This window comes from Bacillus sp. DB-2, assembly GCF_003315125.1.
GTDB classification, from domain to species: Bacteria; Bacillota; Bacilli; order Bacillales; family Bacillaceae_G; genus Bacillus_A; species Bacillus_A mycoides.
The window spans coordinates 20,133-44,412 of the sequence record NZ_QNRN01000008.1 but is presented as its reverse complement, the minus strand read 5'-3'; the positions used below and the strand labels follow the sequence as shown (position 1 = coordinate 44,412).

The 24,280-nt window shown below is 36.2% G+C and carries 24 protein-coding genes and 1 riboswitch; of the genes, 8 read left to right on the top strand and 16 right to left on the bottom strand.

The window, feature by feature from the left end:
* Nucleotides 1-32: 32 nt before the first annotated feature.
* The gene (cpdB, locus tag DET63_RS14980) at nt 33-2,402 is read right to left on the bottom strand and encodes a bifunctional 2',3'-cyclic-nucleotide 2'-phosphodiesterase/3'-nucleotidase (protein ID WP_113937114.1); all 2,370 of its coding nucleotides are present in this window, start codon (nt 2,400-2,402) and stop codon (nt 33-35) included.
* Nucleotides 2,403-2,767: 365 nt separating this feature from the next.
* Between cpdB and DET63_RS14975 the strand changes: the two genes are divergently transcribed.
* On the top strand, nt 2,768-3,547 hold the full coding sequence (locus tag DET63_RS14975; RefSeq protein WP_113937113.1) for a GDSL-type esterase/lipase family protein: 780 nt from the start codon (nt 2,768-2,770) through the stop codon (nt 3,545-3,547).
* A gap of 72 nt (nt 3,548-3,619) precedes the next feature.
* Nucleotides 3,620-4,066, top strand: a complete 447-nt coding sequence (locus DET63_RS14970) for a MarR family winged helix-turn-helix transcriptional regulator (RefSeq protein WP_113937112.1) — start codon at nt 3,620-3,622, stop codon at nt 4,064-4,066.
* 24 nt (nt 4,067-4,090) lie between these two features.
* Here DET63_RS14970 and DET63_RS14965 read toward each other — a convergent pair whose 3' ends face one another.
* The 7 genes from DET63_RS14965 to argC all read right to left on the bottom strand — a co-directional run bounded on the left by DET63_RS14965 (nt 4,091) and on the right by argC (nt 10,205).
* Nucleotides 4,091-4,285 carry a hypothetical protein gene (locus DET63_RS14965; protein ID WP_113937111.1) on the bottom strand — a complete coding sequence of 65 codons (195 nt, stop codon included), beginning with the start codon at nt 4,283-4,285 and terminating at the stop codon, nt 4,091-4,093.
* 58 nt (nt 4,286-4,343) lie between these two features.
* On the bottom strand, nt 4,344-4,895 hold the full coding sequence (locus tag DET63_RS14960) for a DUF2062 domain-containing protein (protein WP_002088510.1): 552 nt from the start codon (nt 4,893-4,895) through the stop codon (nt 4,344-4,346).
* A 148-nt stretch (nt 4,896-5,043) separates the two neighbouring features.
* Nucleotides 5,044-5,994, bottom strand: a complete 951-nt coding sequence (gene argF, locus DET63_RS14955; RefSeq protein WP_002014968.1) for an ornithine carbamoyltransferase — start codon at nt 5,992-5,994, stop codon at nt 5,044-5,046.
* A 12-nt stretch (nt 5,995-6,006) separates the two neighbouring features.
* A complete protein-coding gene (locus tag DET63_RS14950) occupies nt 6,007-7,167 on the bottom strand; it encodes an acetylornithine transaminase (RefSeq protein ID WP_113937110.1) in 1,161 nt (386 codons plus the stop codon).
* Entirely contained in the window at nt 7,164-7,931 is a 768-nt protein-coding gene (gene argB, locus DET63_RS14945) for an acetylglutamate kinase (protein ID WP_016096141.1), read from the bottom strand. The genes DET63_RS14950 and argB overlap by 4 nt, the downstream gene beginning before the upstream one ends.
* Before the next feature lie 11 nt (nt 7,932-7,942).
* On the bottom strand, nt 7,943-9,157 hold the full coding sequence (argJ, locus tag DET63_RS14940) for a bifunctional glutamate N-acetyltransferase/amino-acid acetyltransferase ArgJ (protein ID WP_113937109.1): 1,215 nt from the start codon (nt 9,155-9,157) through the stop codon (nt 7,943-7,945).
* 10 nt (nt 9,158-9,167) lie between these two features.
* Nucleotides 9,168-10,205, bottom strand: a complete 1,038-nt coding sequence (argC, locus tag DET63_RS14935) for an N-acetyl-gamma-glutamyl-phosphate reductase (protein ID WP_113937108.1) — start codon at nt 10,203-10,205, stop codon at nt 9,168-9,170.
* Nucleotides 10,206-10,429: 224 nt separating this feature from the next.
* Between argC and DET63_RS14930 the strand changes: the two genes are divergently transcribed.
* Entirely contained in the window at nt 10,430-10,615 is a 186-nt protein-coding gene (locus DET63_RS14930) for a YqzH family protein (RefSeq protein WP_002033845.1), read from the top strand.
* Between the two features lie 29 nt (nt 10,616-10,644).
* On the opposite strand, the gene DET63_RS14925 is transcribed toward DET63_RS14930, so the two are convergent.
* Together DET63_RS14925 and DET63_RS14920 are read right to left on the bottom strand one after the other, a co-directional pair.
* Nucleotides 10,645-11,439 carry an SDR family oxidoreductase gene (locus DET63_RS14925; protein WP_002129013.1) on the bottom strand — a complete coding sequence of 265 codons (795 nt, stop codon included), beginning with the start codon at nt 11,437-11,439 and terminating at the stop codon, nt 10,645-10,647.
* Nucleotides 11,440-11,448: 9 nt separating this feature from the next.
* The gene (locus tag DET63_RS14920) at nt 11,449-12,402 is read right to left on the bottom strand and encodes an MBL fold metallo-hydrolase (protein ID WP_113937107.1); all 954 of its coding nucleotides are present in this window, start codon (nt 12,400-12,402) and stop codon (nt 11,449-11,451) included.
* Nucleotides 12,403-12,568: 166 nt separating this feature from the next.
* Here DET63_RS14920 and proI point away from each other — a divergent pair, with 166 nt between their 5' ends.
* Nucleotides 12,569-13,408, top strand: a complete 840-nt coding sequence (gene proI, locus DET63_RS14915) for a pyrroline-5-carboxylate reductase ProI (RefSeq protein ID WP_002129014.1) — start codon at nt 12,569-12,571, stop codon at nt 13,406-13,408.
* 57 nt (nt 13,409-13,465) lie between these two features.
* Here proI and sdaAA read toward each other — a convergent pair whose 3' ends face one another.
* The 4 genes from sdaAA to rnz all read right to left on the bottom strand — a co-directional run bounded on the left by sdaAA (nt 13,466) and on the right by rnz (nt 16,691).
* Nucleotides 13,466-14,344, bottom strand: a complete 879-nt coding sequence (gene sdaAA / locus DET63_RS14910; protein ID WP_002033842.1) for an L-serine ammonia-lyase, iron-sulfur-dependent, subunit alpha — start codon at nt 14,342-14,344, stop codon at nt 13,466-13,468.
* 18 nt (nt 14,345-14,362) lie between these two features.
* Nucleotides 14,363-15,022 (bottom strand): L-serine ammonia-lyase, iron-sulfur-dependent subunit beta, encoded by a 660-nt coding sequence (gene sdaAB / locus DET63_RS14905; RefSeq protein WP_002088527.1) that lies wholly within the window; start codon nt 15,020-15,022, stop codon nt 14,363-14,365.
* A gap of 37 nt (nt 15,023-15,059) precedes the next feature.
* The gene (locus DET63_RS14900; RefSeq protein WP_113937106.1) at nt 15,060-15,404 is read right to left on the bottom strand and encodes a hypothetical protein; all 345 of its coding nucleotides are present in this window, start codon (nt 15,402-15,404) and stop codon (nt 15,060-15,062) included.
* 363 nt (nt 15,405-15,767) lie between these two features.
* A complete protein-coding gene (gene rnz / locus DET63_RS14895; protein ID WP_113937105.1) occupies nt 15,768-16,691 on the bottom strand; it encodes a ribonuclease Z in 924 nt (307 codons plus the stop codon).
* Nucleotides 16,692-16,880: 189 nt separating this feature from the next.
* Between rnz and DET63_RS14890 the strand changes: the two genes are divergently transcribed.
* From DET63_RS14890 to DET63_RS14880, 3 genes are all read left to right on the top strand, one after another.
* A complete protein-coding gene (locus tag DET63_RS14890) occupies nt 16,881-17,132 on the top strand; it encodes a DUF3932 family protein (RefSeq protein ID WP_000656495.1) in 252 nt (83 codons plus the stop codon).
* Between the two features lie 196 nt (nt 17,133-17,328).
* Nucleotides 17,329-17,496: riboswitch (M-box (ykoK) riboswitch) on the top strand.
* 331 nt (nt 17,497-17,827) lie between these two features.
* The gene (gene mgtA / locus DET63_RS14885) at nt 17,828-20,533 is read left to right on the top strand and encodes a magnesium-translocating P-type ATPase (protein ID WP_113937104.1); all 2,706 of its coding nucleotides are present in this window, start codon (nt 17,828-17,830) and stop codon (nt 20,531-20,533) included.
* 76 nt (nt 20,534-20,609) lie between these two features.
* Nucleotides 20,610-21,311, top strand: coding sequence for an MgtC/SapB family protein (locus tag DET63_RS14880; RefSeq protein ID WP_016096135.1), 702 nt, complete (start codon nt 20,610-20,612; stop codon nt 21,309-21,311).
* A 174-nt stretch (nt 21,312-21,485) separates the two neighbouring features.
* Here the strand turns inward: DET63_RS14880 and DET63_RS14875 are convergent, their stop codons facing one another.
* Nucleotides 21,486-22,724, bottom strand: a complete 1,239-nt coding sequence (locus DET63_RS14875; protein WP_113937103.1) for a DNA polymerase IV — start codon at nt 22,722-22,724, stop codon at nt 21,486-21,488.
* A gap of 142 nt (nt 22,725-22,866) precedes the next feature.
* Here DET63_RS14875 and DET63_RS14870 point away from each other — a divergent pair, with 142 nt between their 5' ends.
* The gene (locus tag DET63_RS14870; protein ID WP_000809197.1) at nt 22,867-23,073 is read left to right on the top strand and encodes a hypothetical protein; all 207 of its coding nucleotides are present in this window, start codon (nt 22,867-22,869) and stop codon (nt 23,071-23,073) included.
* Between the two features lie 48 nt (nt 23,074-23,121).
* On the opposite strand, the gene DET63_RS14865 is transcribed toward DET63_RS14870, so the two are convergent.
* Entirely contained in the window at nt 23,122-24,240 is a 1,119-nt protein-coding gene (locus DET63_RS14865; RefSeq protein WP_113937102.1) for a tripeptidase T, read from the bottom strand.
* Between the last annotated feature and the right edge of the window lie 40 nt (nt 24,241-24,280).

Below are 24,280 nucleotides of genomic sequence, written 5' to 3'. Positions count from 1 at the left end.
CCGATTACGGTAATCCTTTTTACAATACTGTACTATCTATTCGCTTTCTTTCTTCTAAATAACATAAGTAATCCCGCTCCAACAAACGCCAGACCTGCTCCAATTGTAGAAGCAACACTTGTACCTGTTTTCGGTAAATCACGTTCTTCTTTACCTTCACTTACTTTCGTTGTTTCTTTTTCATTTTGATTATCTGTTGTAGTTTGTCCAGATCCCGCGTTGTTTCCATCTTGTTTTGGTTCATTAACAGTATTACCTTCATCCGTTGGTGGTGTCGTTGGATTTCCTCCGTTATTGCCTTCACCTGTTGGCGGTGCCGTTGGATTCTCTCCATTATTACCTTCACCTGTTGGTGGTGTCGTTGGATTCTCTCCATTATTGCCTTCACCTGTTGGCGGTGTCGTTGGATTCTCTCCACCAGTTTCCTTATCATCATTCTTCTTCGTTATATCAATTGCATATTTAGCGAATTCATTTTCAGATGGTCCAACATATGATATTTTTCCATCTTTCTTTATATATTTTTGTGCATTTGGTGAAGAATCAAATGTTGTATTTAATTTATCTGCAATAATCGGTTTAAACGCCCAATTTTGATCTGCTGTTGGATTAATAACTGGTGTTTCCTGCATGTACTTCACAATAATTTGACGCGTTTCATCTTGTGATTGGTATACAACTTCGCCTTTACTTACACCAGGGAACGTTTGGCTACTTCCACGATAGTTGTTTGTAGCCACAATAAACTCTTGATTGTCAGCTACAGGCTTACCTTCATACGTCATATTTACAATACGATTCGTATTTTCATTTACAACTTTGCCATCTTTATCGTATTTCGCTGGTTGCGTTACGTCAATTTCGTATTTTAGGCCATCTAAAATATCAAAGTTATATGTAGGATAACCTATATTTACTAATGGTTGTTCTTCTGTTTTCTTTGAATCAATTTGATTAAATTGACCAGCAGACATTTCAAGCCATTCTTTCACTTGTGCCCCGTTTACTTTTACAGCATATAACGTATTTGGATATACATATAAATCCGCTACGTTTTTAATTGCTAACGTCCCTGCTGGAATATCCGTATAGTATGTAGCACCGTTTCGGCCACCTGCTTTAAATGGCGCCCCTGCAGATAATACTGGAATTCCTTTATATTTACTATATTGTCCGTTTTCAGCGAATAGTTTTTCTACATACCATTTTTGTGCATTTGTCACAAGTTGTACAGAAGGATCATCTTGTACTAATGAGAAATAACTATTAATTGGCGCTGTCGTTTTTCCTACAGCTGTATTCACATAATCAATTGTCGCTTGATGATCATCCTTAATTTCATTAACTAATCTTTGATCAGATTGTACTAATGGGTTCCCTTTACTATCAGCAATCGGACGAAGTTGCGGCTTCGATTGCTCTTTTTGTACTTCCCATTTTCCGTTTACCTTTTTCAATTGCATATCAATAATACCTAAGTTACTTCCAAAAACACCAGGCATTACAACAGGAACACCATTAAATACATCCTTCACTTCAGTATGTGAATGTCCCATTAATACTGCATCTACACCAGGAACCTCTGTTAAATAATATGAAGCGTTTTCCATGCCAACATTGTATCCACTCTTATCAACACCTGAATGAGCTAACGCAACGATAACGTCTGCACCTTCTTCTTTCATTTTCGGTATCATTTTCTTCGCTGTTTGAACAATATCTTTCGCTTTTACTTTTCCTTCTAAATTTGCTTTATCCCAGTTCATAACTTGGGGTGGAACAAATCCCATTACACCGATTTTCACCTTTTGCTTTTGACCAGATTCATCCTCTACTTCTTTTTCAAAAATATGATATGGTTTAAAGTAATTTTGGTCATTCTCTTCATTATTATCTTTATCGTCTTTATAGACGTTTGAGTTAATAACTGGGAATTCTGTTTTACTAATCACTTTGTTTAAATAATCTAAACCGTAGTTAAATTCATGGTTCCCAAGAGAGATGACGTCATACTTCATTAAATTCATTACACGATATAGTGGATGTACATAACTAGAATCAACAGGATTCTTCTGATCATTTATTTTATTCGCTACATAATCTCCAAGCGGCGTACCTTGTAATGCATCCCCATCATCAAATAAGACAGAGTTCTTCGCTTCTTCACGTGCTTTATTAACAAGTGTTGCAGTTTGCACGAGACCTACTTTATTATCTGTTTTCGTTTGATAATAATCGTAATTCATTAAGTTAACGTGAATATCTGATGTTTCTAAAATTCGTAAGTTAACTATACTCTCCCCAGCTTTTTCCTCTGCATGAGCTGTTGTCGGCAACACTTGCGGTGCTATAACGCCAATAGCAAGTGTTGCTCCAGCTAGCATTTTTTTTGACTTTTTCACAAAAAATCCCCCTTATACAATTACCAGAAATAATGAAATGAACCCCTATCTGTCTCTAACCACATACCTTTTTTCTTCTATTAGAGACACGATTTTCATTTCATCTTGCGCTAACGAGTAGTCCCCTTAAACGCCCGATTGATGAAAACTAACAATTAACGGGAGATAACGCTCCCACTAAGTAGAATTTCACCTTATCTGACATTATCATATATAAAGTTCTTTCGTATCGTCAATATTTTTTGACAAACTTCAACAAATTTTCTGTAAAGTTATTATAAACTTTTCATAAACATATAATATGCCCTTACATTGCTAATACTGCTGAATATGATACAATTACCAATTACAAGGAGGATGAATTTATGAAAAAAGTCATCTTAACAATTGTTTGTCTCCTCCTTCTAATCATTTCTTGTTCTAATTTTGAAAAGAACGATGAGATAGAACAAAAAGAAACTGAAGGAAAAGCAGAAAAAACATCTGCTCCGAGTTGGATTTATAAGCAAACGAATGACTCTTTTTATCACCTCGTATTAGGTGATTCACTTGCAAAAGGATATGGATCTACACAAGGGGGATTTGCCGAATTAGCTTCTAGACAAATAGAAACACAAATCCATAAACCAATTACAGTAGAAAACCTTGGGATAAACGGTCTTACTACAGATCGTCTCGCAAAAAAAGTTCAATCAGAAGATGTTCAACAAAAAATTAGGGAAGCAAATATCATTACTATTAGTATTGGAGGAAATAATTTATTCCGCTTAAATCGTGATGTAGGTGTTATAGATGGTATTAAAATGTTAAATAAAGAAAAAGCCCGTTTTGAAACGGATGTAAAAAACATTGTAAAGACCGTTCGAGATCAAAATCCGAATGCTTTACTCATTCTCTCTGAACTCTATAACCCTTTACAACTAGAGGACTCCATCGCAAGTTATGCAGATATGTTTTTAGACGGTTGGAATGATTCTATTTATTCTATTTCAAAAGCACATCAACCGTCGATCGTTTTACCAATTCGCAAATTAATATCGAATGATAAAAAAGAGTTACTATTTGACCAAGTACACCCAAATGATAACGGTTATGCGATTATTGCCAATACATTTACAAAGCAAGTGTTATCCTACAAATATTAAGGCTAACATGAAACAATTCTATTTTTATACCTTGTCTTTTTTGTTACAATGATAGTGGAAGGGGGCCGTTATATGGAATCACGCGAGTGGGAACGTATTGTTGATCATCTTCTTTCGCTAGTGCCTCTTTTTTATCGCAAATTTATGCTTCCTGGAGAGTTTTCTTCTCAAAGACATATGCCGCCATCACATACGCAAGTGTTACTGCTTTTGCATGAAAATGGTACATTAGCAGTTTCAGAAATTGGCAAGCGGCTAGCGATTTCACGGCCTAACATGACCCCTCTATTAAACAAACTTATTCAAGAAGAGCTAATAGAGCGTCATTATAGCGAAAAAGATCGAAGGGTCATTTTAATTTCCCTAACAACTGAAGGGAAATTGTTAGTAAGTCAGTATCAACAATTCATTTTAGGCAAACTAAAAGAAAATTTTCAAACATTATCTGAGGAAGAGCGTGAAAAGCTCATTTATTCTCTTAAAACCATTCAAAATTTAATTTTGAAAACAAACGCATAAAGCTGCTTCTAAATAGAAGCAGCTTTATGATTCGTAATAATTACCATAGTATACATTTGAATACGGCCATGTCATTAAATACGGTTTTCGTTCTTGAACAGGTTGCTGCTCAGGCTGTTGCATTTGTTGCTGCGGATATACTCCGAATTGCTGTCTCACTCCAGTTACAGGATAATAATTTGTATATGGATATACTTGAGGTACGTAGTAATAATACATTCATTCTCTCCCCCTTTTTCTTAAACATATTCAAAGGAGAAAATGAATGTGACATTCTTTATATTTGAACAAGTGGTTCTCTCACTTGTTTCTTTCTTTTCTTCAAACGTAACTTACGATTCTTTTCATATAAATAATGCACAACGAAATATGAAATTACCCCAAACACAATTCCTATTATCGTCATACCAATTAATACATATACTTCACTCTGTAATAAGCTCTTTAACATCGTAAAAATATGGCTCGAAAACAAATCTGATATCGTAAATGGTTCATGATGTATTTTCTGTACATGAAATGGGTAAATCATTTTTCCTAGCGCATAAGCAAACGGAAATAAAAATACTGGGAGAAACGATATTTTCCCAATAATATTACCAATGACTGCGGCTGGAAAAGATCCCTTTGCTAACCTGACAATTGGATAAAATATTAAATATACGAGCGATGCCGTATAAATCACCAACATTTCTAAACCAAATCCAATAGCAAAACCTAGTGACACTTTCTTTGCTCCTTCTGGCGATCGAAGTAACTTAAAATATTGAAACTTTAATATTCTCCACATCCGCTGAAAAAACGAATATGTTTTCTTAGTTGTTTTCAAATTCATCATCTCTTTAACTATATTTTTTTATCTAGTATGTCCTTACATGATATGAAAAACAAATTTAGTTTTCTCTTTTTATTATAAATGATATAGAGATAATTAACTAAATATACATCCGACATTTCAATATAAAAAAACCTCCCTTTTAGGAAGGCTCTTCTATATTTTTAAATAAACTCACTAATAAAGCTTTTTGCGCGTGCAACCTGTTACCAGCTTGCTCAAAAACGATAGACTGTGGCCCATCTATAATCTCTCCAGTTACTTCTTCTTCACGATGAGCAGGCAGGCAGTGCAGGAAACGATATGTTTGCTTTGCATGTATAACAAGCTCTTTATTTACTTGGAAAGGCTGGAATAAAGTATATTTTTCTGCTTCTCCTTCTTGGCCCATACTCATCCAAACGTCAGTATAAATAAAATCTGCTCCACTTACCGCTAATTCAGGATTATGCAAAATCTCAATTTCAGCCCCTGTCTCATCAGCAATCGCTAATGCTTTTTTAACAATTTCTTCATTCGGCTCATACCCAACAGGCGTTGCCACAGTCATATTCATTCCGACTTTTGCACTCGCTAGCAATAGTGAATGACATACATTATTCCCATCACCTACATAAGCTAATTTAACCCCTTTAAACGTATGAACTTCTTCATATATCGTCATTAAATCTGCCAACGCTTGGCAAGGATGATGATCATCAGTTAAACCGTTAATAACTGGGATACTGGACTCTTTTGCAAGCTCCTCTACATCCGCATGCGAAAATGTGCGTATCATAATTCCATCAATATAATGAGATAGTACTTTCGCAGTATCTGACACCGTTTCTCCTCTGCCAATTTGCATCTCTTTTCCACTTAAAAACATTCCATGTCCTCCGAGCTGTACCATTCCTGCTTCAAAAGAAACGCGCGTACGGGTTGAATGTTTATCAAAAATGAGACCTAATATTTTCCCTTGTAATAAAGGCTCCTGCTTGTTCTTTTTTAAATATATAGCGAACTCAATTAAAGAAATGATTTCTTCTTGCGTCAATTCTTCTAACGTTAAAAGATCTTTCGTATTTAATTTCGGTACTTGTACAGTTGACATGAAATTTCCCCCTTATATTATTGATGCATTTTTTGTACAAACCACTCTTTTCATCATATATATTGCCTGTTCTAGCTCTTCATTCGTTACAATAAGTGGTGGTAATAGTCTTATAACATTAGGCCCTGCTTGTAATACGAGAAGTCCTGCTTTTTCTAGTTGTTCTATGACATTTGCAACCTCATGCTTACATTCGATTCCAATCATAAGTCCCTTACCACGAATATTTTGAACACATTCAACGTGTCGTAATTCTTCTTGCAATTTCTTTAATACGTACTCGCCCTTTTCCTGTACCTCTTTAAAAAACGATTGTTCCTTAATGAATTGCAATACTTCTTTCGCTGCAGTCATAGCAATATAATTCCCACCGAAAGTTGAACCGTGTGACCCGGCAGTAAAAGAAGAACCTAGTTCTTTCCGGCCAATCATCGCTCCAACTGGAATACCATTCCCAAGCGCCTTTGCGATGGTAACGATATCAGGAACTATTCCCATTTGCTCATAAGCGAATAGTGTTCCTGTTCTGCCTATTCCAGTTTGTACTTCATCTATAATAAAAAGAGCATTGTACTCATTACATAGTTTTTCAATTTCCTTCAAAAAGGATGGATCAGCTAATATTACTCCTCCTTCTCCTTGAATAACTTCTACCATTACCGCCGCAACTTCTTCATTCATTACTTCCTCTAATGCTCGTATGTCGTTAAATGGTATATGTAAAAAAGACGGAAGTAATGGACCGAATCCTTCTTTCACTTTATCTTGCCCTGTTGCACTCATCGTTCCAAATGTTCTCCCGTGGAAAGATTGCTCACATGTTACTACGAGAGATTTTCCAGTATGCTTACGTGCTAGCTTTAAAGCCGCTTCATTTGCCTCCGCCCCGCTATTACAAAAAAACACATGATCTAATGCTGTATCTTCTGTTAATAATGATGCGACCTCTTCTTGTAAGGAGTTCGTAAATAAGTTAGATATATGCCATATATTTCTAAGTTGCTTTTCTACTGCCTTTACAACCGTAGGATGACAATGTCCTAAGTTACATACTCCAATACCAGAAGTAAAATCTAAATATTGCTCACCACTTTTATCAATAACTTTCGCCCCATTGCCCTTTACAAAGTCAATAGTTCTTCTCCCATACGTTTGAAAAAGATGACTTGTCATACAATACTCACTCCTTTTGTTACCGTAGTTCCAACACACTCTCCTGTAACCTCAGTAAAATCCTTTGTACCATTTACGATACTAGCCTTTTTCACTCCCATTTTTAACGATGTAAGTGCCGCCTGTACTTTCGGAATCATTCCACCTGTAATGACGCCTTGTTCTATAAAAGTAAGAATTTCATATTCATCCGTTTTCTTTACCAATCTTCCTTCGTGTAATACTCCATCTACGTCCGTTATAAAAATGAGTTCTTTTGCGGATAGTGCATATGCTATTCCAGCTGCAGCGGTATCTGCATTTATGTTATAAACCTCATTACCATTTATCCCAATTGGGGCAATGACAGGAATATAATTCATATCTATCAACCCTTTCAATAGGGCTGTTTCTACATAACTTACTTCTCCTACATATCCTATCGCTTCGCCAACAGGTTGAACTTGAAGTAAATTACCGTCACATCCAGAAAGCCCCACCGCAAGTAAATCATGTTTTTGTAAATTCATTACGAATTTTTTATTCGTACTTCCGCATAGCACCATTTGAACAACATCCATAACCTCTTTCGGCGTTACTCTTAATCCATCTTTCTTTTCTATCTCGATATTAGAGTCTTCTAACTTGGCATCAATTTCTGGGCCACCGCCATGGACAATAACAACCTTATACTTATTTTGCAATTTCTTTATACAATCAAAAAAGACACTATTTAATCGATTCAACATGCTACCGCCACATTTAACTACAATATAATCACTCATCTTCTCTCTCCTTATGTACGATAACAAGCATTTATTTTCACATATTCATAACTTAAGTCGCAGCCCCAAGCTGATCCCGTTTCATCTCCTAAATGTAAACACACATCAATTTTTATTTCATGTTCTTGTAATTTCTTTGTCATTTCCTCTTCAGAAAACATTTGAGGCTCACTATTTTTTAATACGACAATAGATTGAAGAGTGATATCAATTGTATTTGGGTTAATAATTACTTCACTCTGTCCAGTACTACTAATAATTCGTCCCCAATTTGGGTCCTCACCGTATATCGCTGTTTTCACAAGACTGGAACCGACTATTTGTTTTGCAATTTTCTTTGCTTCTTCATTTGTTCTAGCCCCTAACACGTTTACTTCTATTAACTTCGTAGCACCTTCACCATCTTGTGCAATTTTTTTCGCTAAATCTTCACATACCTTTTGTAAAGCAACTACGAAAGTTTCCCAGTCTTCATGTTCCATATTCATCGTTTTCGTTTCTGATAATCCACTTGCCATAGCGATGACCATATCATTTGTAGAAGTATCTCCGTCCACCGTAATTTGATTAAACGTATGATTCGTAATTTGTGATAATGCTGTTTGCAATACTTCATGCTCTATATTGGCGTCTGTTGTAATAAAACTAAGCATCGTTGCCATATTCGGTTTGATCATCCCTGAACCTTTTGCGACCCCAGCAATGATCACTGCTTCCCCATCAATTATCATCTCATAGCAAGTTTCTTTCGTTATAAGATCTGTCGTTAAAATTGCTTCACAAAAAGAATAAGCTTCACTTACTTCCTTTGTTGGCACAAGAGATTCAATTCCCTTTCGAATGATATCCATCGGTAAAGGTACTCCAATTACACCTGTTGAAGCGACTGCGACGTACTTTTCTTTTACTCCAAAGTGTTCCGCTCCTAATGTTCGCATCTCATAAGCATCTTGCAATCCTTTCATCCCCGTACAAGCATTTGCATTGCCGCTATTTACAACAATTGCTTGTAATTTCCCTTCTGCTGCTATGCTATCCTTCGTTACTTGCAACGGTGCTGCTTGTATTTGATTTGTTGTATACACAGCGGCACATGATGCTGGCACCTCACAAACGATTGCACCCATATCCTTTTTCAGACCATTTGCAGTACCGATTGCCAAAAAGCCTTTTGGTGTAACAATTGAACCATTTGCTAATTTTGTAATAGACGATGCTTTAATCATAATTTCCCCCTTATGGATAAAGCGGCATATGCTGTAAACCCGTTGTCTCTTCTAGTCCCGCTAATAAATTTGCATTTTGAACTGCTTGCCCTGCCGCACCTTTCATCATATTGTCTATAACAGAAACGACCGTAACTCTTTCTGTTCTTTCATCGTAAGCTATCCCAATATCACAATAATTTGAGCCCCTTACTTCTTTCGGACTTGGAAATTCTCCTCGCGAGCGAACTCGAACGAAAGCTGAGTATTCATACGTTTCTTCATACAACTTTTGAAGTTGCTCTATTTTCATTTCCTCTTTCACTTTCGCATAAAGTGTAATCATAATCCCTCGTGATATCGGTATTAAATGTGTACTAAACGTGATTGGCTTCGTTTCACGATTCCACTCTGCAAGCATTTGCTCAATCTCAGGAACATGCTGATGCTGATTAACTTTATAAATGTGTAAGTTATCGTATAACTCAGGAAAGTGAGTCATTGTTGTTGGCGTTTTGCCCGCTCCAGATACTCCTGATTTCGCATCAATAATAATCGAAGCTTCTTCAATCATGCCGCTACGTACTAACGGCGCTACCGCTAATAATGCAGCTGTAGCAAAACATCCTGGGTTTGCAATTAAATTTGCATTTTGGATCTCAGGCCTTTTCCATTCACTTAATCCATATACTGCTTTCCTAAGAAGTTCTTCCTGTGCAGCTGGCCTTTTATACCACAATTCATATGACGAGGGATCTATCATACGAAAGTCTCCAGATAGGTCAATTACTTTTAAACCTACTGCCAATAATTTTGGTGTTAACTCTGCCGATACTCCCGCTGGAGTTGCTAAAAATACAATTTCAGCTTCCTTCTCTATTTTCTCCGCATCAATTTCTTGTAACGTATGGACAAGAACATTTCGAAAATGCGGGTATACATTTGTTATAAATTCACCAACTTGTGAAAAAGAATGGAGAGATGCTATCGAAAAATATGGATGTTGCTCTAATAACCGAATTAACTCAATACCTCCATATCCAGTTGCTCCAATAATTGCGACTTTCATAAGCTCCTCCTCATATCTATTCTTTAAATTAAGTTTGATTATAATATTGCATAATTATAAAGTCAATTAAATATTTATAATTTTTAAAAACTTCAAAATATTAACCTCACTATAAAAGCGATATATATACGTGGATTTTTATGCAAAAATAGTGCATAGTAGTATTTTTATTTCACTTCAAGTACAATAAAACAATACATGTATACATACAGGCGGGGAAAAACATGAATAAAAAATTAATTGAGAAAATGATTATAAAAAGTTTTCGGCAATATCAATGTAATCCTGTTTCAAAAGAGGATCAGGAAATGCTAATTAAACATATTCAAATGATAATTCATTTAAATACTGAAATTGATGTATACGAGGCTGTTGAGGATATCGTTTACGATTATGTGACTGGAAAATAAAAAATAGGAGATTTCCATATGGAAATCTCCTATTTTTTACTTAATGATTTGCCTGCAACGCGTTCAAATAAACCTGGGAATAATGCGTAGAGCTTCGGGCCCATTCCCATCCACTTCGGCAAGTTTACTTCACGTTTTTTCGTTTGCATCGCCTTTACGATTTGTTCTGCTACATATGTTGGTTTTAACATGTAACGTCCCATATTTTTCACATATGTACCTGATTGATCGGCTATTTCAAAAAAGTTCGTTTCTATCGGTCCTGGGTTAATTGCTGTTACATATACATTTGTGTTAGATAACTCCATACGTAAACTATTCGTAAATCCTAATACAGCGTGTTTTGTTGCTGCATAAGCACTCGACTTCGGAGTTGCAATTTTTCCAGCCAATGAAGCAATATTAATAATTTGTCCTTCGTTCCTTTTTACCATATTAGGTAATACCGCTTTCGTACAAGCTACTAATCCAAATACATTTACTTGAAACATATCCTTTACTTCATCCATTGAAGCATCTTCAAACGTTTTAAAAATACCAAACCCAGCATTATTTACCAATATATCAATACGTCCTACTTCTTGTAATACCTTTGAAAAAACAGATTGTACTTTCGTTTCTTCACTTACATCTAATACATAGTAATAGCAAGGCGTATTATAAGTTACTTTAATTTTGTCTGCTAATGCTTGTAGCTTCTCTTCTGTTCGAGCCATTAATACCGGCGTCGCCCCTTGCTCTGCAACCTGCATTGCAACTTGCTCTCCAATTCCACTAGAAGCACCTGTAATGACGATTACTTTTTCTTGTAAACGTCCCGTCATTGCTGTCACCTACTTTGCATAATAAATCAATTGTTGTGAAGATTCATCAATCATCACTTGTTGATTATATGCTAAAAAGTCTAATTGTCCAACAGTTTCTGAGATAGTAAGTGGCAATTGCTCTTTATATAATACCGGAAATAGTTTTACACACACTTCAAATGCTGTCATTGGCTTTTCCTTTAATAGTTCAAGCACTTTAAAAGCACGTGTCTCTTGCTTTTGTAATCTTGTTTCAATAAGTTGTTTCACATTCAGAACATCTTCCCCATGCCCTGATAAAATCCGTGAAATATTCATTTCACTTAAACGTTTTAACGTTTGATTGTACTGCAATAAAGGATGCGCTCTTTCTGTTTGCCCTTCATATGGTGGTTCTAATATTGGATTTGAAGAAATATGACTAATGAGAGCATCCCCACCAATTAATATTCCATCAGATTCTCTATATAATGAAATATGAGTGGAAGCATGACCCGGGGTTTCAATCACTATAAATCCAGGTAACGAATCTATACGATCTCCCTCTCTCACGGTATGTGTTAACGATCTATTACAAGAATATTTAAGTGTCTTCGTCGTCAATAACGCCTCACCATTCAGAAATACTGCTGGAACGCCGAACTGCAAGGCTGTCTCTTTAAAAAATTCATGATACCTCTTTAAAAATTCAGCATTCTGTGTAATCCACGGTTCATTCCAAGGATGTCCGATAATCTTTACTTTTTCAGAAAATGTATTTAAAAGTCCGCAATGATCCGCATGGTGATGCGTAATCACTACCGTTTCAATATCTTCTATCTTATATCCTAATGCACCTAATTGACTTTCTAGTGCTTTCTTTGCTTCTTCTGTATTTGTCCCTGTATCAATTAACGTTAATGTTTCTCCCTCAACTAAAAACACATTCACTGTCTCAACTGCAAATGGAACAGGAATCTCCATTCGATGAATCGCCGTCATGCTTAGCCCCCCCTGTCTTTTTCCGGTTCAAAAATGAATACCTCTTCAGTTTACAACTTCCCTATAAATTTGTCATTATTTTCAGATAAAAAGAGGTCTTTTCCATAAAAAAACGAATGTATGTACATTTATAAGTATTTCTAACCAAATTTAAAGGAGGCACATCATGTCTATGCAAAACATTTCCTTTCTCGGTGCAGGCTCTATTGCCGAAGCGATTATTGGTGGCTTATTAAACGCAAATGTTGTTAAGGGAGAACACGTCACTGTAAGTAATCGTTCTAACGAGACAAGATTACAGGAGTTACATAAAAAATACGGTGTCAAAGGTACACATAATAAAAAGGAATTACTTGCTGATGCAAATATTCTTTTTCTAGCTATGAAGCCAAAAGATGTCGCAGAAGCGGTTATTCCTCTTAAAGAATACATAAATAATGACTTGCTTATTATTTCGTTATTAGCAGGTGTTTCTACTCATTCAATTAGAAACCTACTTCAAAAAGACGTTCCGATTATTCGTGCAATGCCAAATACATCTGCAGCCATTTTAAAATCCGCTACCGCTATCTCACCTTCAGAACACACAACAGAGGAACATATTCGCACTGCAACATCTTTATTTGAAACGATTGGTCTCGTCTCTGTAGTAGAAGAAGAAGATATGCATGCTATCACTGCATTATCCGGAAGTGGACCAGCTTATATTTATTACGTGGTAGAAGCACTGGAAGAGGCAGCAAAAAAAATTGGTTTAAAAGAAGATGTTGCAAAATCTCTTATTCTTCAGACGATGATTGGTTCTGCTGAAATGCTAAAAGCAAGCGAAAAACACCCTTCTATTTTGCGAAAAGAAATTACTTCTCCTGGCGGAACAACTGAAGCAGGTATTGAAGTATTACAGGAGCATAATTTTCAACAAGCATTAATCTCATGTATTACACAAGCAACGAAACGATCACACGATCTTGGAAAAACATTAGAAGAAATAGCAAAAGAAAAATAAAAAACGGAGCTCAACTTTATTTGAGCTCCGTTTTTACTTTAATCATATGATATGCTTTTAGTTATTACTCTTACCAAAAATCTCTTCTTGCAAACGACGACCTGTCGGTGTTGCTGCAAGGCCACCTTCTGCTGTTTCACGAAGTGCTACTGGCATCGTTTGTCCAATTCTAAACATCGCCTCAATGACTTCATCACATGGAATTGTACTAGTTACACCAGCTAATGATAAATCAGCTGAAATCATGGCATTCGCAGCTCCTGCTGCATTACGTTTTACACAAGGTACTTCTACAAGCCCTGCAACAGGATCACATACTAAACCAAGCATATTCTTTAATGAAATCGCCATCGCTGTAGCTGCTTGATCTTGTGTTCCACCAGCCATCTCAACTGCTGCTGCAGCTGCCATTCCACTTGCTGAACCTACTTCAGCTTGGCAACCACCTGCCGCGCCAGAAATACAAGCATTATTCGCAACAACCATACCGAAAGCTCCTGCTGTAAATAAAAATTCAATCATTTCTTCGCGTGTCGGCTGTAATTTTTCTTGCAGTGCAAACAGTACACCTGGCACTGTTCCAGCAGACCCTGCTGTTGGTGTTGCACAAATAATTCCCATCGCCGCATTTACTTCATTTGTCGCAACAGCTTTACTCACTGCGTCCAAAATCGTATCTCCAGATAAGCCTTTTCCACTCTGCATATACGCTTGGACTTTCACAGCATCCCCGCCAGTTAAACCAGTCGGTGATTTCACACCACGAATACCGCGTTCTACTGCTTGTTCCATCACGACTAAGTTCTTTTCCATTCCAGCAATTACTTCTTCACGTGAGATATTTCTTGTTTGCATTTCACATTGAATCATAATTTCTGCGATTTTTACATTTTGCTCTTTAGCTTGCGCCACTAGTTCCGCTGCGTTCCGAAACATGGTGTGTCCCCCCTGCAATTAATCCATAATAGTTACTTGACAAATATTTTGTTGCCCATTTATTTCCGCAATTACTTCATCTGCTAATAATTCATCTGTTTCAATGACCATAAGCGCTCTTCTTCCTTTTTCTTTACGAGAAACACTCATTGTACTTATGTTAATCTCATGCTTAGCAAGGATTGAAGCTACAGCTGCGATAGCACCAAAGCGATCGTTATTTACAATAAGTAGTGCTGGACTCGTGCCTGTTAATTGAAGATCGAATCCGTTTAATTCTACAACTTCAATTTTACCGCCACCAATTGAGCAAGCAACAACTTCAATTTCCTCTTCACCTTTATACAGACGAATTTTCGCTGTATTTGGATGCGGAGCATTTGCATCTTCTTCAATGAATTCCACTTCAATCCCGCGTTCTTTTGCAATATCTAACGCACTTGGAATACGTAAATCATCTGTTTCAAATCCTAGTATTCCACCGATTAGCGCTACATCCGTACCGTGACCACGGTATGTTTTTGCAAATGAACCATATAATGAAATGCTAACTCTCTCTGGTTCATGACGAAACAGCTGACGAGCAACTTGCCCCATTCTTGCCGCGCCTGCTGTATGTGAACTTGATGGACCAATCATAACCGGACCAATAATATCAAACACTGAGCGATACTTCATCATAACTCCCCCTAAACCTCTATGAAAAAATTATTTACTATTCTATTAAGCTACCGAATCGGTTGCTGTTCCAGTCGTACCACGAATTTGTTCCGCTGTAAGAATTGGATAGTTTTTGAATAACAGTGAAGCAATATATCCTGAAATAATACCAGTTATAATAATAAATAAGAAACTTAGCATTACCTGCATTTAAAAATAATATAAGATAGTCCATAATAAAGTCTGGTAGCAATCCAAAGTTTAACACAGAACCCCTTACAAGCATAGCATAAACAAGTGAAACTCCCATTGCTTTCATACCTTTTGATGTTTTAAAGCTAAAAAGTGAAAAAAGACTTAGTACAAATAATAGTAATATCCTTCCTATTATAATTTCCATGTTGCTCTCTCACGATTTAGTCAACTTCACTTGTTATGACAAATGGCTAAAACGCATGTAGCCTACAATAAATTATAATCTGCCCTCATTATAGCTTGTTTTTAATAAAACGCTTACTTTTAATGAATTTTAAAAGTTCTGAATAAAAATCCATTTTTGCTACTTGTACCACTCGTATGTCGTCTGACTTATATAACAGTTTTTCTAAATAATCGGTATTATGTATTTTTACCCTATATCTTCACATCATTAAAACTTTCTGTGTCATCCTATATAAAAATAAAATGATAACAGTTTTATTTTTAATTTTTTTTAGAAATAAAAAAAATGGCAACCTATCGTCACCATTTTTTCACAACATTATTATCTGTCTACTGGAAATGATTTTAAATCCGTAGCTATTTCTGTATTAGAAAATAGCTCTCTTGCCTCTTTCAATAATTCCTTATATGTATCTCCTTGATAACGAGAACTAATATGAGTCAATATTAAGCGTTTTGCATTTGCCTGAAGTGCAATACTCGCAGCTTGCTTAGATGTGGAATGAAAATAATCATACGCTTGTTGTTCATCTTCTGCCGCAAAAGTTGCTTCATGAACAAGTACGTCAGCATCTTGCGCAAGCTCTCTACTCGCTTCGCAATATCGTGTATCGCCTAAAATTGTAATAACTCTTCCTTTTTGAGGCGGGCCAATAAAATCTTTTCCATCTAACACTGTGCCATTCTCTAATTCAACTACTTCACCATCTTTTAAGCGTTTAAAAACTGGACCAGGTTTCACACCCATTCCCAGTAACTTATCCACTAAAAGAGCTCCCTGTATATCTTTCTCTACAATTCGATATCCGAAACATTCAATTCCATGTGATAACCTTTTTGTTTCTACACAAAATTCATTATCCTCAAACACAATACCTTCTTCCGTAATCTCAACGATTTCAAGCGGATATTTAACATGTGTCGTACTTACTGATAATGCCACTTCAATAAATTGTTTAATTCCTTTTGGTCCATACACTGTTAAAGGTGTAGTCCCTCCTTGAAACGAACGGCTTCCTAATAAACCAGGCAACCCAAAAATATGATCACCATGTAAATGCGTAATAAATATTTTTTCAATGCGGCGTGGACGTACTGATGTATGTAATATTTGATGTTGCGTCGCCTCGCCACAATCAAATAACCAAGTCTGTCCTCGTTCTTCTAGCAATTGCAGAGCAATTGCTGAAACATTCCTTCCTTTCGAAGGAACACCTGCACCAGTTCCTAAAAATACAAATTCCACTTTCTTTCCTCCAGCTCTTTATATAATCTATCTTTCATCTTACGGAATGTTATTTCAAATGGCAAATCGAATTTACATAACCAATCATCTAGACAACTATATAACACGAACGTTATAATCAAAAAACTTAGTAATCATTCGTGTTTTATGTTAAAATGATTATACTACATTTTAAGGGAGCGTTTTATTATGAAAGAAGCATTTCGTTTACAAACTGATTTTTCATCTTCATTTGATCGCTGGGTAAGTTCTTTCGTTTCTGATCACCCAGCACAATTAGAATGGACGACTTTAAAAGAATTAATCCATGAATATACAACAACACATACAAATGATTCGTTACCAACATATATTTCTTCAGCTTTAACATATTACGCACAACGCGTTTCAACAACAAACAGTTCAGAAATTGTTATTTTTGAAAATGCTACAATCTCATAATCTAAAATAAAAAAGCACTGATTACAGTGCTTTTTATTTATGTTCATTAAAGTATTTATTTTCCCGCCTTATTTCAAAAACTCCGCTTATTTCCTACTATATAGCCATCATAAATCTATTTGATTTTTCGAAAAAATAGATTAAAAAGATATTGACACTACGATTTTACAGTGCTAACATTCAACTTGTAATTGAATATGGTCTCTGTTAGGTGAGGCTCCTGTATAGAGAAACGCTGCTGCCCAAAAATGTCGAGAGACGCCAATGGGTCAACAGGAAAGGTCGGAATGAAGGCCTTTCTTAACGTAGCTGGTTTCAGTACCTATGCTATACAGTGCTAAAACTCAACGAGGGAGAGGTGCGTATGTTTTGTCATACACAAAAACTGTTTTTATCTATGTTTACTAACAGTCTTTGTTGTTGACTCTTTTTGACTACGAATTCAGACCTTTACTCGTTTTGAGTAAAGGTCTTTTTTATGTCTTTATGCACCTTACTATGAAACAAACATAGCATATTCAGAAACTACTAATTGTACGGAGGTGAGGAACAGTGGCAAGTGATGATTCGGCCCAGATACCCATATGTTTTACGTTAATATTTCACCATGTAGGTAGGAAAGAAGCTGTTCCTCCCAATTTTAAATAGTCGAGTAACAGATTGTTTCCTCCTTCATGAAAGAGGAGGAACTACCAATGTTAAATTTACAAAGACAAGAAACAAAGCATGCTTACGATCAAGATAGCATGAAAGCAAATAACGAATTATTAGTGGAAGTTGCAACACAGGATGTAAACTCTGCGTTAAAACTCTTAGAAACAACACAAGATGGTCTCTCTAAACAAGAAGCGTCTCGTAGACTTTCTTTATACGGTCCGAACGAAATTGCTCATAATAAAACATTGCCATGGTATATTCAATTTCTGCTGGCATTTAAAAATCCATTTATTTTTGTTTTGTTAGCTCTTGGAGCACTCTCTTTTTTCACAGATGATATACAAGGAACAATTGTCGTATCTGTAATGGTACTGCTAAGTGCAACGATTCGCTTTTTACAAGAATTCCGCTCTCAGAAAGCGGCGGATAAGTTAAAGGCTATGGTTCGAACAACTGCGAGTGTCTTTAGAATAGATGGATTTGTACACGAAACAAAAAACGTAACAAATTTAAATCGAAATTACACAACAGAAATTCCAATTGAAGAACTTGTACCTGGCGATATTATTTCACTTTCAGCTGGTGATATCGTGCCAGCTGATGTGCGTATTTTATCCGCAAAAGATTTATTTGTTAATCAGTCTTCTTTAACCGGGGAAGCACTTCCTGTAGAAAAATACGAAAACTGCTACCATACGGAAAATAAACATATATTACCGAAAAACATGAAAAAAAATTACAATCCGCTCGATATGGAAAACCTTTGCTTTATGGGTACAAATATTGTTAGCGGTAGCGCAAAAGCTGTTGTTGTCTCAACTAGTACGGATACGTATTTCGGCTCTTTAGCAAAAAAGGTTATCGGAAAACGTGCAGAAACAAGCTTTGATAAAGGCGTAAACAAAGTAAGTTGGCTCTTAATCACATTCATGCTTATTATGGCACCCATTGTCCTTCTCATTAATGGATTCACAAAAGGAGATTGGCAAGAAGCTTTCTTCTTTGCTATTGCTGTTGCAGTTGGTCTTACACCTGAAATGCTGCCAATGATTGTAACTGCTAATTTAGCTAAAGGTGCCGTTAACATGTCTAAACAAAAAGTAATTGTAAAACAGCTCAACTCTATTCAAAACTTAGGTGCTATGAACATTCTTTGCACAGATAAAACTGGAACTTTAACAGAAGATAAAGTTGTCCTAGTTCGTCATTTAGATCCTAACGGAAATGAATGCGATCGTGTATTACACTTTGCCTATTTAAATAGCTTCTATCAAACGGGATTGAAAAATTTAATAGATAAAGCTGTTATTGAACATACAGAGGAAAACCATAAATTTGATCCATCAGCTTTTCAAAAGCTAGATGAAATTCCATTCGATTTTGCTCGTCGTCGTATGTCTGTCATCGTGAAAGATATTTCAGGTGAACATACAATGGTTTGTAAAGGTGCCGTAGAAGAAATTTTATCAATTTGTAATTACACTGAAGTTGATGGGCAAATTGTCCCTCTCACTGAAGAAATGAGAGCAAATGTAAAACATCTTAGCGAAACTTTAAATAGTGAAGGAATGCGTGTCATCGCTGTAGCATACAAGAAAGATAACAAACCTTATCATAAAGCTTATGCAGTACAAGATGAATCCGCTATGATCCTTACTGGATATATCGGCTTTTTAGATCCACCAAAACCATCTGCTGCTTCTGCAATTCAAGCATTGCAAAAACACGGCGTACAAGTGAAAATCTTAACTGGTGATAACGAAATTGTTACAAGAAAGGTTTGTAAAGACGTTGGATTAAATATAGGAGAGCCTGTCCTCGGTTACGAAATCGATTCTTTACCAGATAAAGTATTAGCAAAACTGGCAGAAGAAACAACAGTGTTCGCAAAACTAAATCCAATGCAAAAATCTCGTATTATTCACGTATTACAAGGTAATGGTCATACTGTAGGTTACATGGGCGATGGCATTAACGATGCCGTGGCATTACGTGAAGCTGACGTTGGAATATCTGTTGATACCGCTACCGATATCGCAAAAGAATCTTCTGATATTATTTTACTCGAAAAAAGTTTAACTATATTAGAAGCAGGTATTTTAGAGGGACGTACTACGTTCGGCAATATTTTAAAATATATCAAAATGACGGCGAGCTCTAACTTCGGAAATGTATTTAGTGTATTAATAGCAAGTGCTTTCATTCCATTTTTACCGATGCTTGCAATTCATCTCTTAATTCAAAACTTACTTTATGATATTTCACAGCTTTCAATCCCATGGGATAAAATGGATAACGAATTTCTAGAGAAGCCTAGAAAATGGGATACTGCAAACTTGCGTAACTTCATTATTTGCATCGGTCCAATTAGCTCTATATTCGATATTATCACATTCGTTGTCATGTGGAATGTATTCGGTGCAAATACACCTGGAGAACAATCGCTATTCCAATCTGGTTGGTTTGTCGTCGGGTTACTAACTCAAACATTAATTGTCCACATGATTAGAACACAGAAAATTCCGTTTATTCAAAGTACAGCATCAATACCAGTTCTTGTATTAACCGCTTGTATTATGGCAATCGGAATTTACATTCCATTCTCACCACTTGGTGCAGCAATTGGTTTACAAGCATTACCACTAAGCTATTTCCCGTGGCTCATAGGAATATTATTAGGCTATGCTTTCTTAACACAATTCCTGAAAAAGCTTTATATTAAAAAATTCCATAGCTGGTTGTAAAAATGAGAATGAGTGGGTATTTCTCACTCATTCTCAAAAAATATAACATGTACTTATATGTATGGAGGTGACCATGATGATATGGTATGACATCGTATTAAGGTTATTTATAGCAATTATTGTAGGAGCTTGCATCGGAATGGAAAGACAATGGAGACATCGAATGGCTGGTTTGCGGACAAATGCTCTCGTATCACTTGGCGCCTGTATATTTGTTTTATTATCCGTCATGCTTGATCATGATGCTAGTCCATCACGCATCGCCGCTCAAGTTGTTAGTGGTATTGGCTTTTTAGGAGGCGGTGTTATTATTCGTGACGGTTTTAGTATTAGAGGGTTAAATACAGCGGCAACTTTATGGTGTGCAGCTGCTGTTGGTACTCTTACAGGTGCTGGCTTCCTCGTTGCAGCTATGCTAGGTGCAGCCGGCGTCTTACTAGCAAATATACTACTACGCCCAATCGCTCTATTTATGAATAATAAATCAAAAGAAGATTTACCCGAGCAAACAAACTACTTACTTTCTCTTACTTGTTCAGAAGAAAATGAAGCACATATTCGTTTTCTTCTCATGCACATGGTAAGTTCTGAAGGTATCGGTTTAAAAGAATTGTACAGTGAAGACGTTGATTCTAACCAAAAAGTATGTATACAAGCTACATTACATTGCAATACAAATGCAGCTGTCTTAATTGAAAAAATAGTAAGTAGAATGCTTTTAGAATCTGGTGTTACTGCCGCGGGGTGGAAGACAACACTAGACTTAGAAGCAAGTTAAATCATAAAGGTGTCATGAATAAAACAGAAGATTTAATATTCATGACACCTTCTGTTTTATTTTCAAGTTATTATCAACCGCTAGGAATAACTAAAAGTAATCCATACTCATTCAATCTTTTTGTTTCAACTTAGTATGGGGCTAAAAAAGAAGGGTTTAAATCTCTAAAACCTTCTACATAAACTTATTTTCTAATTTTTGCTGAAACGACTTTTCTTGCTTACGCAATAATTGACTACCTCTCTGTAAAAGAGGTGTTCCATACTTTTCATTAATTTGATCAATAACAGCAAGTAACGGCTCTTCTTTCGCATCTTCTTCGAATGAAAACAAATCTAACTGTTTCACTGATTCTGTCTTCCACTCTAATTCAGTAGCTGTAACACCTAACAGACGAACAGAATCACCATCCCAGTGTCGCTTCCATAAACGTGATGCTGATTGGAAAATAACCCGTTCTTCCCATATTGCATTTTTCAATCGTTTACTCCGTGTTACCGTGCGACGATCATGGTATTTAATCATAATTTGAATGTTATAACTAACGAGAGTTCGTTTTTGTAGCCTTTTGCTTACTGATTTCGATAATCTTTCTAACATATCAAGTAATTCTTTTTCTTCGTCCATATCCTTTGAGAAAGTCATCGAATTTCCAACGCTTTTATGTTGTCCCATTTGATTCGGATCAACTTCCCTGTCATCCATACCTTTTGCACGTTTTTGTAAATCAACACCGTGCTTTCCAATTTTAGCGCGAATGATATGCTCGTCTCCTTTTGCTAACTGTTCAATTGTATGTATATGAATGTCTTTTAGTTTTTCAGCTGTTTTCTCTCCGATTCCATGCATCTCTGCAACTGATCGTGGCCAAATAATTTCTGGGATATCACGTTTTCGAAGTACTGTAATTCCAAGAGGTTTTTTCATATCTGAAGCAGTCTTTGCTAGGAAAAGGTTTGGGGCAATCCCAATGCTACATGGAAGCTGTAACTCTGTTAGTAACGCTTGTTGAATCATCTTCGCTATTTCAAGAGGCGAACCGAGCGCATAGCAATCTGTAATATCTAAATACCCTTCATCTATAGAAAACGGTTGTATTTTTTCTGTAAAACGGGAAAGAATTTGAAACATTTGAAATGAAGCTTCTCGATATAATGTAAAATTAGGGTGCCTCACAACTAATTGCGGGCATAATCGCTTCGCTTCCCATAGAGGCATCGTCGTACGTATTCCATATTCTCTCGCCTCATAACTACATGTTATGATAATCCCTTTTCTCTCTTTTTCATTCCCCGCAATCGCTAATGGCTTTCCTTGTAATGATGGGTCATGAGCAATTTCAACAGATGCGAAAAAGCAATTCATATCTACATGTAAAATGACACGACCATTTTTCGGATACATTTCTCGCATACTACTCACCCCTCAAAGAACATTTGTTCCTTCATTATATCAAATTTCTTTACACTTTATAATAATTATGGGCTTTTCTCTATCTATTTTTTGTTATACTGTACGTAACAAATGGATATTATTGTAAAGGAGATGAATCGTTATGAAACAACATAATAAACTCAATTATGTATTTATTATTATTATAGTAATCCTTGCGATTAATTATTTGTTACTTCCCCTTTTTAACATTAACATTTACGCTTTAGGAATCTTCTCTCATTTCATACGTTTTACAACAACTTATGTACTTCCGTGGGTCTTCTTATATTGGCTTATCCGCCTTGTGAAAGCAATTGAATCAAAATAAAAAAAAGACGTGTAAACCATAATTGGTTCACGCGTCTTTTTTTATTACTTACTTCGCTACTTCTTCAATAATAGCTACAACTAATTCTGCTGTTTTCGCTAATTCTTCAACAGGAATTTTTTCATTTGTTGTATGAATTTCTTCATAACCAACTGCTAAGTTAACTGTTGGGATACCATGTCCTGCGATTACGTTCGCATCACTTCCGCCACCACTTTGGTGAAGAGAAGGCGTACGACCAATGTTTTCAGCTGCACGTTTCGCAACTTCTACAACGTGATCGCCAGCAGCAAACTTAAATCCTGGATACATAACGTTTACTTCAACGTCTGCATGACCACCCATTTCTTTTGCAGTTGTTTCAAATGCTTCTTTCATTTTTGCAACTTGTGCTTCCATTTTCTCATTTATTAAAGAACGAGCTTCTGCAAAGATTTGAACATGATCGCAAACGATATTTGTTTGTGTACCACCTTCAAAACGTCCAATATTTGCAGTTGTTTCAGAATCGATACGACCAAGTGGCATCTTTGCGATTGCTTTTGCTGCGATAGTAATTGCAGATACACCTTTTTCTGGTGCTACGCCAGCATGAGCTGTTTTCCCGCGAATAATCGCATTCACTTTCGCTTGTGTTGGCGCTGCAACTACAATTTCACCAACTTTTCCATCACTATCTAATGCATAACCATATTTTGCTGTAATGCGCTCGCGGTCTAACGCTTTTGCGCCAATAAGACCAGATTCTTCTCCAACTGTAATAATAAATTCAATTTTACCATGAGGAATGTTTTTCTCTTTTAAGACACGAATCGCTTCAAACATAGATGCTAATCCAGCTTTGTCATCGGCTCCTAAAATTGTAGTACCATCTGATACGATATATCCATCTTTAATAGAAGGCTTAATTCCATTACCAGGAACTACTGTATCCATATGAGAAGTGAAATAAATTGTATCAACACCGTCTTTTGTTGCTGGTAAAGTACAAATTAAGTTACCTGCACCATGACCAGTCACACCCATCGTGTCATCCTCAAATACTTCTACACCTAAAACAGTAAATTTCTCTGTTAACACTTTGCAAATTTCTGCTTCAAATTTCGTTTCAGAATCTACTTGTACTAACTCCATAAATTCATTTACTAAACGTTCTTGATTAATCATAAGACTGCGCCTCCTGCACTACCATTATGTATGTAACAAC